A 15,257-nucleotide genomic window follows, 5' to 3' on the forward strand; every position below is an offset into this window, starting at 1 on the left:
TGCGGGGAAGTGTTCATCCGCGCTGGTAGCGGTCTATGCGGCCAGACCCGACGGCAAGACCAAAGGCGTTGTTGATGACCGCGACATGGCTCAGCACCTGCGGGAAATTGCCCAGCATCATGCGCTTTTCAGGCAGGTACTCTTCGCTCAACAGGTTGAGGTCGTTGGCGGAAGCGGCGATCCGGTCGAACAGCGTGCGCGCGTCTTCATCGCGGCCCTGCCCTATGTAGACATCGACCAGCCAGGACGAGCAGGCGAGGAACGCACCTTCCTCGCCCTCCAACCCGTCTGACCCGTTGGTCTTGTAGCGCCAGACATAGCCCTCGCGCATGAGTTCCTGCTCGATCGCAGCGACGGTCCCGAGCATGCGCGGGTCGTTGGCATCGATGAAGCCGACCAGCGGCAGACGCAGCACAGCGGCATCAAGGTCGCGCGATCCGTAGCTCTGGGTGAACGCGCCGACGTCCTTGTCGAAGCCGCGCTCCATCACTTGTGCGCGAACGGTATTCGCCAGCGCGCGCCAATGCTCCGCATCGCGCCCTTCGGGATCGGTCTCGCCGGTCTCCTGCAACAGCCGGGTGACGCGGTCGAAGGCGACCCAGCACATCGCCTTGGAATAGACGTGGTGCTCGCGCTTGCCACGGCTTTCCCAGATGCCGTCGTCGGGGGCCGACCACATCTTTTCGAGTTGCATGCCCAGTTCGAGGATCAGCTGTCCGTCCTCGATCAGGTTCTCATTGCGCGCCACGAAAAGAGCGTCGATCGCCTCACCATAGACATCGAGCTGCAGCTGATCGGCGGCACCATTGCCGAAGCGCACTGGGCGGGCGCCAGCGAACCCTTCCAACCAGGACGCCTCGCGCTCGGTGGCTATGCGACCGCCATCGATGGTGTAGAACGGCTGCACCGCGATGGGTTCGCCAGCCAGTGCGCGGTAGAGCCAGTGAATCCACTCGCGCGCCTCGTCACGATAGCCCGCGCGCAGGAGAGCCAGCAGTGCAAAGGTAGCATCGCGCAGCCAGCAGAAACGATAGTCCCAATTGCGCGCACCGCCGGGGCTTTCAGGCAGGCCAGCCGTCAGCGCGCCGAGCATGCCTCCGGTTTCGTCCTGAACCAGTCCTCGGATCGCCAGTAGCGAGCGCATGACGATGGCGCGATCCGGCCCGTCATAGCGGTTGCGGCGCGACCAGTCGCTCCACCACTTTTCGGTCTCGGCCAGCGCCTTGTCGACGTCCACCGGGTCGGGCGGGCTGGCGTGGCTGGGATACCAGGTCATGACGAAGTGTTCACACTGGCCGGCGTGGATTGTGAAGTGGGTTTCCTCGTGGCCGTCACGTGCGCGGAGCGGCTGGCTGAAATCGAGCATGACCGCGTTCGGCCCCGCCAATGCAGTGGCGCGCAGCACAGGCGCAGCGTCGGGGTCTTCCTTGTCGCGCATGGGCGATACGCGCGGATGCACGCGCCCTTCGGCAAAGCGCAAGGCCATGCGGTTACGCATGCACACGCTGCCCGAAAGTCCCTCGACGATGCGCACGATATCGGGTGCCGCCCCGCGCGCGGCGGGCATGAAATCAGTCACGCGCACGCTGCCATTGGCGGTCTCGTACTCGGTTTCGAGGATCATCGTATCGCCCCGATAGCGGCGGTGCGAGCGGACCACTTCCTCGGTTGGAGCAAGCCACCATGCGCCATTCTCGCCATTGCCGAGGAGAGCGGCGAAGCACGGCTCGGAATCGAAATGAGGCAGGCACAACCAATCGATCGTACCGTCGCGGTGGACCAGCGCCCCCGTCTGTCCATCGGACACCATGGCATGGTCGGCGATGGCGTGGGGGTGCCAGGTGGCAATATCATCCATCGCACTCAGCCCATCATCGCGTGCTGGCTGGACAGGATCCACATCGAGCCGGCCACCATCAGCACGATGACGAGACTGGTGAACAGCACAAGTTGCAGGTCGTCGCGGTGCGAGCGCCGGAGGTCGATGTGGAGGAAGAAGAACAATTGGCAGCCGATCTGGACGAGCGCAAGCGCGGCGATGCAGGCCAACAGCACCGGCCTTGCGAAAGGCTGGGCGAGCACCAGCGCGAAGGCGGCGCCGGTGAGCAGTGCGCTCGACACCAGGCCGAGCAGCGAATGGCGGCGTTCGCGGGCGGGGTCGTCCCGCGTGGCGGGGGGGATGTTGCGTGGGTTCATGATAGCGAGCCTTGCAGGAAGACGAGGGTGACGATGCCGATCCACACGACATCGAGTAGGTGCCAGAACAGCGCGAGGCGCATGATGCGGGTGGCTACCGCCTGATCGAGACCGCGCACCGCAATCTGCACGAACATCACCGCCATCCAGGCAAGGCCGCAGGCGACGTGCAGGAAGTGTGTCCCGAGCAGCGTGAAATGTGCTGAAAGGAAGCCCGATAATTCGGGCGCCCAGCCCTTGCCGATCAGCGAAGCGAAATCCTTCGCCTCGCAGCCAAGGAAGCCGAGGCCGAGCAGGCCGGTCAGCGCCATCCAGCCTACCAGCGCGCGGCGATCGTCGCGGTACTTGAGCGCGAGCGAGGTGAGGCTGAAGGTGAAGCTGGAGGCGAGCAGCAACGCGGTCTCCACGCCCGCGCTGGCAAGATCGCCAGCCTGCCGGGGCGTGGGGCCGCCAGCGATGCCGTGAAGGCTCATGCTGGCATAGGTTGCCATCAGCAGCGCGAACAGCACCAGGTCACTCATCAGGAAGATCCAGAAGCCGAAGATCACCGGCTCTGCTGCGCGGTGCGCGTCCGGATCGCGGCCATGGATGTTGAGGCCGGGATGGCGGTCGGTGCCGCTGGCGAACCTCATGCTTCGTGCTCCGCCAGGCCGCGGTTGTCAGCAGAGGTCTCCGCATCGCGCCCTACCGGCGTGACCGCGTGGACCCTGCTCAGCCAGTGGCGGTGCGTGGCGGCCACCTCGCCGGCTTCGACGGTGCGTTCGAGATCGGTCTGGAAGCTGCGCCAGACCACGCCCCCCCACATCGCGAAGAGGCCCGCCAGCGCGGCCCACCAGATGTGCCAGGTCAGGCCGAACGCGCACACGAAACCGGCGCCGCCGATCACCACGGGTATGCCGGTGCCGCGCGGCAGGCTGATCGCCTCGTACCGTTCCGGCTCGCGATAGGCGATGCCCTGGGCCTTCAGCGCGGTGAAGGCATCGCGACCCGAGACTTCGGGCGGAACGGCGAAGTTCCATTCGGGCGGGGGCGAGGGCGTTGCCCATTCGAGGCTATGTCCGTCCCACGGATCGCCCAGCGGCGCTGCCAGCCGCGCGCGATTTCGCACGGAGACCCACAGCTGTACGAACAGGGCGGCAAGGCCGAGGCCGATCAGCACCGCGCCCACTTCGGCGGTCCACAGCCAGGGCGCGTATTCGGCGCGCGTGGTCTGTGCCGTGCGGCGCATCATCGCCATCAGGCCCAGGGGGTAAAGCGGCATGAAGGCGACGAGGAAGCCTGCGCTCCACAGCGCCCACGCGATGCGGCCCCAAATCTCGTCCAGGCGGAAGCCGAAGGCCTTGGGAAACCACAGCATGTACGCGGCGAGCATGCCGAACAGAGTGCCGGGGATCAGCATGTTGTGAAAATGGGCGACAAGGAACAGCGTGTTGTGGACCGCGAAGTCGATCGCCGGATCGGCCAGCATGACACCCGAAAGGCCGCCGATTACGAAGCACAGCAGAAAGGTGATTGCGAACAGCATCGGCGCAATGAAGCGGATTCGCCCACGCACCATGGTCAGTATCCAGTCGTAGACCTTCACGCCGGTGGGAATGCCGATGAGCATCGTGGCGATGCCGAAGGCGGCGTTGACGTTCGCCTCCTGGCCCATCGTGAAGAAGTGGTGCAGCCACACCGTGAAAGAGAGCACCGCGATCGCCATCGTTGCGCCCACCAGCGAGATGTAGCCGTAAAGGTGCTTGCCCGAGAATGTCGAGATGACCTCCGACCACACGCCGAAGGCGGGCAGGATCAGGATGTAGACTTCGGGATGGCCGAAGATCCAGAACAGGTTGGCATAGTTCATCACGTCGCCGCCCGCGCCGTTGGTGAAGAAGTGGAAGCCCAGGTATCGGTCGAGTGCCAGCAGCGCGGTGGCGACGGTCAGCGCGGGCATCGCGAAGATCATCAGGATTGAGGTGCACAGCGCCGTCCAGCAGAACAGCGGCATGCGCAGGAGGTCCATGCCGGGGCAGCGCTTCTTGTAGATCGTCACCGCAAAATTGAGGCCGGTAACGGTTGAGCCGATCGAGGACAGGGAGACTGCCCAGATCCAGTAATCCACCCCTTCGCCGGGCGAGAAGCCCAGTTCGGTATAGGGCGGATAGCCGCTCCACCCGCCGGTCGAGAACTTGCCGACGACGAGGCTGGCCATCATCAGCGCGGCACCCGCTGCGGTCAGCCACAGCCCCACCGCGTTGAGGAACGGGAAGGACAGGTCGCGCGCGCCGATCTGGAGCGGCATCACGTAGTTGATGAGGCCGGTCAGGAACGGCATCGCCATGAAGAAGATCATGATCGAGCCATGCGTGGTGAACAGCTGCGCGAAATGGTCCGCGCTGACCACGCCGGCTTGGCCAATGGCGCTGGCCTGCTGCGTGCGCATCAGGATCGCCTCGATCACCGCGCGGCTCAGCATGACGAAGGCCAGCACGATATACATCACCCCGATCTTCTTGTGATCGAGGCTGGTCAGCCATTCGCGCCACAGCCAGCGCCAGCGCCCGCTCCGCGTCACCAGGCCGACCACCGCCAGCGCGCCGAGCACGACCAGCGAGGCGGCGAAGGTGGCGATGCCGTCCGCCTTGGGCGGAAAGTCTGACCAGCGCAGCAGCCCGAACAGCCAGTACGTCCAGTCCTGCGTGAAGGTTGGCATTAGCGGGTCTCCCCGTATGACGCGTGCCTATATTGTGCGTGTCTGTAGCGGGCGAGCACCGACGCGAAGAGGCCGGGCGCGACGCTGCCATAAACGCGCGGCGCATCAAGCGTGCCCTTGCGGGCAAGCCGCACGTAGGATGCGGCATCGAGCGGCGGCGCCTTGCGCGCCTGCCCCAACCAGCGGGCATAGGCGGCGGGCCGCAGGGCATGCACCATGAAATGCTCGGCCGCGAAGCCCGGCCCATTGTATTGCGTGTTCGCGCCCGGATAGTCGCCCGGCCGGTCGGCCCGCATGTGCAGTCGGGTTTCCATGCCGGCCATGGCGTAGATCTGCCCGCCGAGGCGCGGCACTATCAGCGCCTGCATCGTGGCATCGCTGGTGAGCGACAGCCGGACCGCGCGCCCGGCGGGGATCACCAGCGCGTCGGCGGTGGCGATATGGTGCGCGGGATCGATGAACAGGAACTTCCAGTCGAGTGCGATGACCTGGATATCGAGCGGGGGGCGGCCCGCGGCATCGTCGACTGAGCGCCACGGGCTGGCGGCCTGGGTCGCCGTGAAAGTCACGAAGGCAAGGATCGCCACGAGTACGGCCGGGCCGCCCCAAATCGCTATTTCGAGCGGCCAGGAAAAGGTCCAGTCCGGCCGATAGGCCGCCCGTGGGTTGCCGCGCCGATAGCGCCACAGTACCAGCGGCAATCCGATGAAGATCGGCACGAGGACCGCGCACAGCATCAGGCTGGTCTCCAGCAGCGTGGTGCGTTGCAGCGCCGCGATCGGTCCTGCCGCGTGCAGCACCCCGTCATCGCGCACACAGGCAGCGAGCGGGGCAGCTGTGATGGCCACAGCGAACTTTGCCGGGGCAGACAGGGATATGTCAGCGGCTGATCTTGTGGGCACACGGGAGTGGTGGGCGAACACCTCGGACGCTCCTTTTCTCTTCGGCGCAATACGCCGGGGTGCGAGGAAAAAAAGGATGGGTGACTTTCTAATCGCTTGCGCTGCGCAAGGTTCCGATTCTTGCCGGCCTTATACCTTCAGAAATGGGGGTAACGGGCGGCGCGCCGGCACGCTGGTCATACCTCCGGATGACGTTAGTGCGTGCGAGCGTTGGCAGACGCCAGCCTTACATGCGTTCCTTTACCCCCGCATGGATCAGCCACCAGTTGACCGGGAAGGCGGTCACGAAGCCGCACAGCATTGCACCTTGCATCACGAACCAGAATTCCGGGCTGGCAACCGGCGCGATATCACCGAAACCGGGGCGCAGCACCGCGAACTGGGCCAGAGCCATAAACCCGTACATTCCCACCTGCCATGCCGTGATCGAGGCGGTATCGGCCTTCACGGCCTTGACCAGTGCCCGCCCGGGCGAGAGATCGCCCATCGGCTTGATCGTGAAATACTGGAACGCGATGCCGAGCCCGAAGGCGACCAGGAAATCGAGCCCCCACACCGCGAAGGTCTTTTCGGCGAATAGCGTGTGCCAGCCCATCGCCACCGCGATTGCAGGAAAGGCAAAGGCGGCCCATTCGGCGATGAGGTCACCCAAAGCGCAGCCTGCGCCGCAGTGGCTGGCTGCCTTGGCGACAGAGGCCCACATCGGGGTCTTGTCGTCCGTGTCCAGGTCATCATGGTCACTTTCGTCGTGGTGGACTTCGTGGCTGTGTCCGTCGGGTGTGGCGCGTCCGAAACGCCGGTAAAGCCAGACCCACAGCACACTGCCGAACAGCGCACACAGCGGCCATACCAGCGCCATGATCGCCATATGGGGCGGCCGTCGCCGCACATCGCGAGCAATCCAGCCCGCGCACAGGACGGCCAGGACGAGCGAGGCGATCGACAGCGCGTGCAGCCAGAGAGGGAAATGTGGATGCATTACAATTCCCCCCGCCTCGCCAGTGCACCGATGCGGTCCGCCGTGCGGCAGGCCAGCGCCTGAATTGTGAGCGAGGGATTGACCCCGCCCACGGTCGGGAACACCGAGCCGTCGCAGACCCACAGGTTGGGCACGTCCCAGCTGCGGCCGTCGGCATCGACCACGCTCGTCGCCGCATTGCGTCCCATCCGTGCGGTACCGCCCAGATGGCAGGTGTCGTCCATCTGGTCCCACGTGTCGCGGGCTCCGGTGGCTTCGAGGCTCTGCTTCATGAAGGCGACCGCATGGCGCATCATGCGCTTTTCGTTGTCGGAATAGGAGAACGTCACGCGCGGGATGCGCAAGCCATACTGGTCGGTCTCATCGGCCAGCGTGACGCGGTTGGCCTCGTTGGGGAGCACTTCGCCCACCATTTTGAGACCGACCGTATGGTTGGCGCGGTTCATCTCGTCCACCAGCGCCTGCCCCCACAGCCCGCGCGTGCGGGCCAGTGTGCGCGCCCATTGCGCGGGCAACGGTCCCTGGCTCATGTAGGTCCATCCGCCGAGATAGTCCTTGCCAGCATCGGTGTAGTTCCAGTGTTCGCTTATGGCCAGACTGGGCGGCCCTTTGTAGGCGCGCACTTCCTTGTCCACCTCGCCCCAGGCCGCCTGGTTGAGCTGAACCATGAGGTTGCGCCCGACCAGCCCCGACGAATTGGCAAGTCCGTCGGGCTGAGCCGCATTGGCCGAATTGAGCAGCAGGCGCGGCGTCTCGATGGCATAGCCAGCGGCGACGACATGGCGTGCCTTCTGGAAGTGCCAGGCGTCGGCGCGATGGTAATGCACGCCAGTCGCCCGACCGCTGGCATCGGTCTCGATCCGGCCGACCATGGCAAGATCGCGAATCTCGGCGCCTGCACGGATGGCGCGCGGTATCCACGTCACCAGCGCGGATTGCTTGGCATTGGTCGAGCAGCCGGTCACGCAGAAACCGCGATAGACGCAAGGGTGCGCCTTGCCGATCGGTGTGGAGAGCGTGGCGATCGGCGTTTCGGTCCAGTCGATCCCCAGTGCCTTGGCTCCGCGCGCAAGATACTGGGCACCCGCATTCATCGGGTGCACGCGCAGCGGGTACCGGGGGCGTTTCGGCCCCCAGGGATAGCGGACCGGGCCGGAGATGTGCAGCATGCGCTCCACCTCCTCGTAGTAGCGCCACATCTCGCGCCAGTCGATCGGCCAGTCGACACCATAGCCCAGCTTGCTGCGGCTGGCGAAATGCTCGGGCCGGAAACGCAGAGAGACCATTGCGAAGTGAATGGTCGAACCGCCCACCGCCTTGCCCGAATTGTTCGCGCCCAGTTGCAGAGGATTGTCGCCGTCGACGAGCCGGTCGTCAGTCCAGTAGAGCTTGCGCTGGTGCATTTCGTCCGAGGCGAAGTCCTCCAGCGGGCGGAAAAAGGCGCCCGCATCCATAGCGATCACCGAAAAGCCCTGTTCGGCAAGCTTGGCGGCGAGCGGCGCACCGCCGGCACCGGTGCCCACGATCACGAAATCGACTTCGTCCTCGCCATATTCGCGCATCGGCAGCCATCCGGCGGGGACCAGCGGATCGGGCGCGCGGCCATCACCGCAGCGTGGCGTATGATCGAGCGTATCGTGCCGCTGGTCAATCATGCGTGCTCCCATTCGGCTTCCCAGGGATCGCGGTAGCCCGCTTGCTGGCGTAGGTAGCCGCGCGGTGAGGCAGGGCCGCCGAAGCCCATCGCGCTCCACAGCGAGGGGTGCGCCCAGTGCGCGGAAACGAGATCGGGGATCAACCGCCAGCTCCAGAATGTCCTGGCGTCGAGATTGCCCCATGCAGCGCCGTGCAACTGGCCTTCGGACAGCGCCTTGAGCAATACGTCGGCCTGCGCATCGGAGATGTCGGCAAAAGCCGCACCATGGCCTTCGCGCGCCTCGGCGTTGATGGCATCGAGCGCGCACTGCCACGCGGCCCGTACACGGGGCAGACCGGCTGGGCGGAAGCCATCGCCGGCGTCGGCATCGATCTTTGCGATGACGAGGGCGAGCGTATTGGCCGGTGCTCGACCTTCAGGCTGTGGGGTCACGCGCTGCACCAGTCGGGCAAGCGTCGCGACCCGCGCTTCGCCAAGGTGTTTGCTGCGGGGGAGCAGCTTCATCCGCGCGTGCAGGATCTCGCGGGTCTTGTCGTTGAAGCTGGGGCTGTCCCACTTGGCGAGGACGTCGTAGTCGGGATAGCGATCAGCCACGGCGCATGTCCTTCAACAGGCGCAGCGCGGCGATCCCCGCCACGGCAAGGCCGCTGAACGAGGGCGGGGCGGGCAGGGGAGGGCCGGCAAGCAGGTTCTGCCGCCAGTTGCGCCAGCCACCCATGTTGCGCGCCACGCCATAGGCATGGAACGCCATGCCAATCACGCCCATCGCCGCCGTTGCGCCGAGCAGGCCGTAGGTCATCCGGCGCGGCGCCAAGGTCAGCACGTCGCGCAGCAGGCTGAGCGTGGCGAGCGGCGGCAGCGAAACCGGCAGCCACATCGCTGGGTCATGGTACGCGCCCCGGAAATGCAGCAGGCCCGCCTCGGCCACCGTGCCGGCAAGACCCATGGCGGCGACGGTTCCCACCACGCGCGGGGCCCGCAGGAACGCGGCGAAGCGCGGCGCGGCAGGATCGGCCAGGCGCTCGGCCATGGTCCCGATCAGCCCGGTCAGGAGCAGAGTGGCTGGCGCGCCCAGCGGCGCACGGTAGAACAGGTTGACCAGCCGGAAGCCGCCCGCCTGCTTGCCCACGTTCCAGGCATGGAAGGCAAGGCCAGCGCTGCCCACCGCCCCGGCCGTGACATGGACCATGCGGGCCAGCGTGGAAGGGCCGGCGGGCGCTAATGTCTCGCGACCGTTGAGCAGCAGCGAACCCGCCGAAAGCGCGATCGGCAGCACCATTGCGGGATCGCGGAATGATCCCCGGTAGTGCTCCATGGCCGAATCGACGAGCACCGAGGAAGCGACCACGCTCGCGCCAGCGGAGAGCAGGCGGCTCGCCGCCCGCTCCGCACCGCGCGGCGCACGCGCGACATCGTTCAGCCTCGCGATACCGCGCGCCAACGCCGTGCCGGTGCTCACTTGTCGCGATTCCCGATCAGGCTTGCGGCAACCTGCCTGATGCTGCCCTTGATCATCGCGCCTTCGTGCGGATCGCCCTTGGCCGCCGTGAACATGAAGCTCTTGGCTTGGTTGAAAGTGATATGCGGCGGCAGCGGCGGCACTTCAGGGTCGGTGCGCACTTCGAGCAGGACCGGACGGCCGGCGCAAAGCGCGCGCGTCCAGGCATCGCCGAGGTCGTCGGGATTGTCGACGTGGATGCCTTCCAGCCCGATCGTCTCGGCAAAGCGATGATAAGGTACGTCGGGAAGGTCCTGCGTCATCTCCGCCTTGGGATTGCCCTCCATTACCCGCTGTTCCCAGGTCACCTGATTGAGATCGCGGTTGTTGAGCACGCAAACGACGAAAGTAGGGTTCTCCCATTGCCGCCAATACTTTGCAACGGTGATGAGTTCGGCCATGTTGTTCATCTGCATCGCGCCATCGCCCACCGATGCAATTACTGGCCGGTCGGGGTGGGCGAACTTGGCGGCAATGGCGTAGGGTACGCCCGCGCCCATTGAAGCAAGGCCGCCCGAGAGCGAACACATCATGTTCTCGCGGATCATGACGTCGCGCGCGTACCAGTTGGCGCAGGAGCCGGAATCACTGGTGAGTATTGCGCGATCGGGAAGTTGCCGGGACAGTTCGGTAAAGATACGTTGCGGGTTGACCGGGTTGGCGGCAACCATCGCGCGGTCTTGCAACGTTTCCAGCCAGTCCCGCTTCCAGCCCGTGATCTTCTCGCGCCAACCGGTGTCCGCCCTGGCCTCGAGATAGGGCAGCAGTGCCTCGATGGTCGTGCCGATGTCGCCCTCCAGCGGCACCTCCATGGGGTAGCGCAGCGAGAGCATCCCGGGGTCGATATCCACCTGGACGCCGCGCGCCTGGCCCTCTTCTGGCAGGAATTCGGAATAGGGAAAACCCGAGCCGAGCATCAGGAAGGTGTCGCATTCGCGCATCATCTTGTCGCTGGGTTCGGTACCAAGCAGGCCGATGGAGCCGGTCACCCAGTCGAGCGTATCGGGCAGCACCTGCTTTCCGAGCAGCGCCTTGGCGGCGCCCGCCTGCAAGGTATCGGCCAGCCGCATCACCGCCTTTTCGGCGCCGATGCATCCTGCGCCGGCGAGGATGGCAACCTTCTTGCCCGCATTGAGCACTTCGGCGGCGCGGATCAGGTCGGCGTCCTCAGGCACGACACGCGGCCGGGAATAGCCGACGCCAGAGAACACCGCGCCGTGTACGCGCGGGGGCATCCTCATCGGTTCTTCCTGCAGGTCGTTGGGCACAACCAGCGCAGTCACACGCCTGCGACCGAGCGCGATGCGCACTGCGCGATCAACCAGATGGCGCACTTGCGGCGGCTCCATCGCCATTCCGGTAAACTCTCCGGCAACGTCCTTGAACAGCGAGGGCAGGTCCAGTTCCTGCTGGAAGTGCGCGCCGATCGCGGTGCGTGCCTGCTGGCCGACCAGCGCCAGTACCGGCATATGATCCATGCGGGCATCGTACAGTCCGGTGACGAGGTGTGAGGCACCGGGGCCGGAGGTGGCGAGGCAGACGCCAAGCCCACCTGTGAACTTGGCGTGGGCGCTGGCCATGAACGCGGCCATTTCCTCGTGCCGGACCTGCACGAACTCGAACTTGTCGCGCATCTCGTCGAGGGCGCCCACGAGGCCGTTGATGCCGTCTCCGGGGTAGCCGAAAATGCGGCGCACGCCCCATTCGTGGAGGCGGTTCCAGATGAAATGCGATACGGTTTGCGACATGGCGAAGAGCTCTCCTGATGCAGGTTACGGTGCCCCCCGAGCGGGCCGTGCCAAAGCGATGGCCCTTTGTTCGGAAACAATCCCCCGCCCCGGCCGTTCCGTAAAAAATCCCGCGAAAACCGATAACCTCAGGAAAACACCATGGAGCGGCTTGGGAACCGCCGTTGGGTCATTGCCGCAGGTTATATTCCCGGCGACCCGCAGCCGGGCGATGGAGGGGCGCTCATCAATCCCGAAGTTGCCTGTATCCTCAACATCGCTGATGCGTCGGCGCGGATCACGATCACGCTGTTCTTCACGGATCGCGAGCCGGTCGGCCCTTATCGTCTGGAGGTGGGCGCACGCTGCACTTGCGTTTCAAGGATCTGGTCGATCCGGAGCCGGTACTACGCGCAACCGATTACGCCTGCGTGATCGAAGCGGACGAGCCGGTCGTGGTGCAGCACATCCGGCTCGACATGCGCACGGCGAAGGGATTGCTGATGGCGACGATCGCTTATCCGGCGGGGTAGAGCATTTTCCAGTCAGGTGAAATCACCTGACAATTCAGAACATGCGGCAATGAAAGTCTAGATCGCTCCAAGACGAAAGCGTTCCCGGCGCCTGAATTCAGACTCTGCGCAGCAGGTGCGAGCCAATATCGTCCAACGTATCCGCACCGATCTGGCCCATCTGGTTGCGCATCTCGGTTTCGAGCAGCACCAGCGCCTTGAGGACGCCTGCCTCGCCATGGGCGCACAGACCGTAAAGTGGCGCCCGGCCCGCCAGCACGCCATCGGCGCCAAGCGCCAGTGCCTTCAGCACGTCTCCCCCGCGGCGGATGCCGCCCGAAATCCATAGCGGACGGTCATCGCCAAGGATCGCGCGGGCTTCCTCCAGCACGTCGAGCGCACTCACCGCCTCGTCCGCCTGGCGCCCGCCATGGGTGCCGAGCATGACACCGTCCACGCCGCTGTCGCGCGCGGCGCGTACATCGTCGGGGTGGAGCAGTCCCTTGACGAACATCGCGCCTTTCCAGCGCTCGCGAATGCGGGCAACGTCAGCCCAGGTCAGCGCCTTGGGCATCTGGTCGCGGATCCAGAACGCGCCTTCGAAGAAGCCGCGGCTGTCCTCGGGCAGGAACGGCTCGACATTGGCGAAGCGCGGCATGCCATGGCTGAGCGTCGTTGCCAGCCAGCGAGTGTGCCAAGCGGCATCAAGCACCGTCGCGGGCTTCGGCAGCGTGCGACCGAAGCGCTGACGGCTGTCCCATTCGCGCAGGCCATAGAGCTGGGCGTTGACGGTCAGCACCAGTGCCTCGCACTTGCAGGCGGCGGCGCGATCGACCAGTGCCTGCCATATCTCGTCGGGCCCAAAGATATAGAGCTGCCACCAGTGGCGAAGGCCGGGCACCCGCGCTACGTCCTCCATCGTCTCGTTGGACATAGTGCCCTGCACGAAGGGCACGCCGAAGCGCGCTGCGGCACGCGCCAGCGTCAAATCTGCGCCGCGCATGAACAGGCCGTTGAGACCGGTCGGCGCGATCGCCAGCGGCAGGCGCGCGTCCTGGCCCAGCACGCGGCGGGATACCTTGCGATGAGACACGTCGCGCAGCATGCGCGGCACCCAGCGCCAGTCCTCGAACGCGGTGCGGTCACGCTCCAGCGTCGCTTCCGACTGAGCGCCGCCTTCGAGGTATTCCAACACGAAGCGTGGCATAAGCTGGTGCGTACGGGCGCGCAGGTCGTCGATCGACTGCACTTGCGTGAGCCGCGGGCCGGCATTGAAAGCTCGGCGCGGCGTGCGAGCGAATTGGGCTGGCGATACTCGCGGGGCAAGCGGGGACATGGCGTTCTCCTGTCGGCTGGGCCGCCGGGTGTGATGTTGAAGAAAGCCGCCTGATCAGCTTGAGGTTCCGTGCGATCCTTGGCCCATGCTTTTATGATGGGAAGGCGCTCCTGCGTGGATCTTTCCAGACCCACCTTTGCGTATCCGTGCCATCGGGAAGCGGTTACATCATCAAAGCCGTCCGAAGAGTAAAAGTGGCTTGCTCGAATATTTCGACAAGCCGTCACCGGCTCAGTTCATCCTGTCACTCGCCGTCTATACTCACCTCCTTGCCAAGGATGGATTTGACGTAGATTCGCTTGGTCATGACGAACACGACGATCGTTAGCGGCGCGGCCATTAGAACGCCAAGTCCGCCAAACAGAATGCCCGCGGCCAGTACAGCGAACAGTAGAAGTGCAGGCGGGACGTCCACCGCCTGCTTCTGGATCATCGGCTGCAGGAAATTGCCTTGAAGCTGTTGCACGATGAGGAACAGGACCACCGTCCACAACGCCGTCATCGGTGATCGAGTGAAGGCAAGGAGGACGGCCGGTACGCCGGATATCACCGGACCAATCATCGGGATCACATCGAGGAGACCCGCGATCAATCCCAAGCCGCCGGCAGACGGAACGCCCAGCAGTGCGAGGCCGGCGGAAGTCAGGGCAGCAACGACCAAGGATGACACCGCCTGTCCCTTCATCCATCCATGCAGGCCATTCCAGGAATCGCGAAGGGCCGCTTGTACGACGTCTACGGCTTTGTCAGGGATGAGCAGCAGAAGGCCTCGACGGTAGACAGGCGGATTGGCGGCGAGGAAGATGGCGCCAAAGATGACAAGGACAAGGTTGGCCATGCCGTTGCCGAACGCCAGCATGTACGTGCCTATCTCGGAGATAGCGCCTGACATGCTATCCTTGCCTTTCTCAAGCATGCCACTCACCGTTTCGCCAAGGCCCAGGCGTTCCAAGAAGGCCTGAAGCTGGTCCACCGCGCCTGGCAGGTTCTGGCGGATTGTATCGAACTGGCTAGCGAGCTGCGCGCCGAAAAGGATGAGGGCACCAAGGAACGTGCCCAGCAGCAAGATGACTGCGAGGCCCAATGCCAGCTGCCGCCCAACTGGTAGGATTGCGCCGATTGCTCGGGTGAGTGCGTCCAAGATTACCGCAAGCACTACGGCTGCGAATACAAGTAGCAGGAAGCCGCCGAGCTGGATCAGCAGCAGGCTAACGCCGACGAGGGCAATGATAGCAACGGCCGCCGAGACGATTTTGCTCAGGGTCCAATAGCGCTGCGCCGCATGAGCGTTTGTCGGTTCCAAGTGGTATTCCCCTTTTGGCCAATCCGGGCATTGGATGTGAAAGGGCGAAAGAAGGACGAGGTTCCGTTTGAGGAACATTAGGCTTTGCCAGCCATAGGCCGCCTTCGCCTTACGCCATCCTAGATTGCTGCCATGCGGCGATTTCATCGCAGAGGCCAGATCAAGGCGAGGCCATGGCGCTGGCTGCCCTTGCTGTTGCGGACCTCTGCATCCCAGGGGGCGCCTTTCGCTGTCAGGTCGGGCGGCGCCCCGCTGGAGCAAGGCTTATCGCTGGGCTGCCAGATTCGGCCTGTCAGGGGAACAACAGGCGTGTCCGAGCAAAGGAAAGGCCATACCCGCCGGAGCAACGCCGAAAGACCCTTCAGGGAAAAATATCGTACGATGAAATGAGATTCGACGGACGCCGATTTATCGCGATCACGTCCTGCGGATTCGGAGTGCCCTTCTGG

At 64.9% G+C, this 15,257-nt stretch carries 12 protein-coding genes and 1 pseudogene; 1 reads left to right on the forward strand and 12 read right to left on the reverse strand.

The features are described from left to right. Positions 1-13 precede the first annotated feature (13 nt). From HT136_RS19635 to HT136_RS19680, 10 genes are all read right to left on the reverse strand, one after another. Positions 14-1,858: a glycoside hydrolase family 15 protein gene (locus HT136_RS19635; protein WP_214201535.1), complete on the reverse strand. Its 1,845-nt coding sequence runs from the start codon at positions 1,856-1,858 to the stop codon at positions 14-16. A 5-nt stretch (positions 1,859-1,863) separates the two neighbouring features. Continuing rightward, positions 1,864-2,196: a cytochrome o ubiquinol oxidase subunit IV gene (locus tag HT136_RS19640; RefSeq protein WP_214201536.1), complete on the reverse strand. Its 333-nt coding sequence runs from the start codon at positions 2,194-2,196 to the stop codon at positions 1,864-1,866. Beyond that, the gene (locus tag HT136_RS19645; protein WP_214201537.1) at positions 2,193-2,828 is read right to left on the reverse strand and encodes a cytochrome c oxidase subunit 3; all 636 of its coding nucleotides are present in this window, start codon (positions 2,826-2,828) and stop codon (positions 2,193-2,195) included. The genes HT136_RS19640 and HT136_RS19645 overlap by 4 nt, the downstream gene beginning before the upstream one ends. Further along, a complete protein-coding gene (locus tag HT136_RS19650) occupies positions 2,825-4,894 on the reverse strand; it encodes a cbb3-type cytochrome c oxidase subunit I (RefSeq protein ID WP_214201538.1) in 2,070 nt (689 codons plus the stop codon). Before HT136_RS19650 ends, HT136_RS19645 begins: the two co-directional genes overlap by 4 nt. Further along, positions 4,894-5,817, reverse strand: a complete 924-nt coding sequence (locus HT136_RS26645) for a ubiquinol oxidase subunit II (RefSeq protein ID WP_214201539.1) — start codon at positions 5,815-5,817, stop codon at positions 4,894-4,896. The genes HT136_RS19650 and HT136_RS26645 overlap by 1 nt, the downstream gene beginning before the upstream one ends. 205 nt (positions 5,818-6,022) lie before the next feature. Then, the gene (locus HT136_RS19660; protein WP_214201540.1) at positions 6,023-6,775 is read right to left on the reverse strand and encodes a DUF4396 domain-containing protein; all 753 of its coding nucleotides are present in this window, start codon (positions 6,773-6,775) and stop codon (positions 6,023-6,025) included. Then, on the reverse strand, positions 6,775-8,430 hold the full coding sequence (locus HT136_RS19665; RefSeq protein WP_246543952.1) for a GMC family oxidoreductase: 1,656 nt from the start codon (positions 8,428-8,430) through the stop codon (positions 6,775-6,777). Before HT136_RS19665 ends, HT136_RS19660 begins: the two co-directional genes overlap by 1 nt. Then, the gene (locus HT136_RS19670) at positions 8,427-9,026 is read right to left on the reverse strand and encodes a gluconate 2-dehydrogenase subunit 3 family protein (protein ID WP_214201542.1); all 600 of its coding nucleotides are present in this window, start codon (positions 9,024-9,026) and stop codon (positions 8,427-8,429) included. The genes HT136_RS19665 and HT136_RS19670 overlap by 4 nt, the downstream gene beginning before the upstream one ends. Next, on the reverse strand, positions 9,019-9,891 hold the full coding sequence (locus HT136_RS19675; protein ID WP_343222252.1) for a hypothetical protein: 873 nt from the start codon (positions 9,889-9,891) through the stop codon (positions 9,019-9,021). Before HT136_RS19675 ends, HT136_RS19670 begins: the two co-directional genes overlap by 8 nt. Then, positions 9,888-11,678 carry a thiamine pyrophosphate-requiring protein gene (locus HT136_RS19680; RefSeq protein ID WP_214201543.1) on the reverse strand — a complete coding sequence of 597 codons (1,791 nt, stop codon included), beginning with the start codon at positions 11,676-11,678 and terminating at the stop codon, positions 9,888-9,890. Before HT136_RS19680 ends, HT136_RS19675 begins: the two co-directional genes overlap by 4 nt. A gap of 141 nt (positions 11,679-11,819) precedes the next feature. Here HT136_RS19680 and HT136_RS19685 point away from each other — a divergent pair. Then, positions 11,820-12,190: pseudogene (locus HT136_RS19685) on the forward strand (sensory rhodopsin transducer). Positions 12,191-12,287: 97 nt separating this feature from the next. Here the strand turns inward: HT136_RS19685 and HT136_RS19695 are convergent. Next, on the reverse strand, positions 12,288-13,505 hold the full coding sequence (locus HT136_RS19695) for an alpha-hydroxy acid oxidase (protein WP_214201546.1): 1,218 nt from the start codon (positions 13,503-13,505) through the stop codon (positions 12,288-12,290). Between the two features lie 244 nt (positions 13,506-13,749). Continuing rightward, the gene (locus HT136_RS19700; RefSeq protein WP_246543954.1) at positions 13,750-14,955 is read right to left on the reverse strand and encodes an AI-2E family transporter; all 1,206 of its coding nucleotides are present in this window, start codon (positions 14,953-14,955) and stop codon (positions 13,750-13,752) included. Between the last annotated feature and the right edge of the window lie 302 nt (positions 14,956-15,257).

The organism is Novosphingobium profundi, from assembly GCF_018491765.1.
GTDB lineage: Bacteria > Pseudomonadota > Alphaproteobacteria > Sphingomonadales > Sphingomonadaceae > Novosphingobium > Novosphingobium profundi.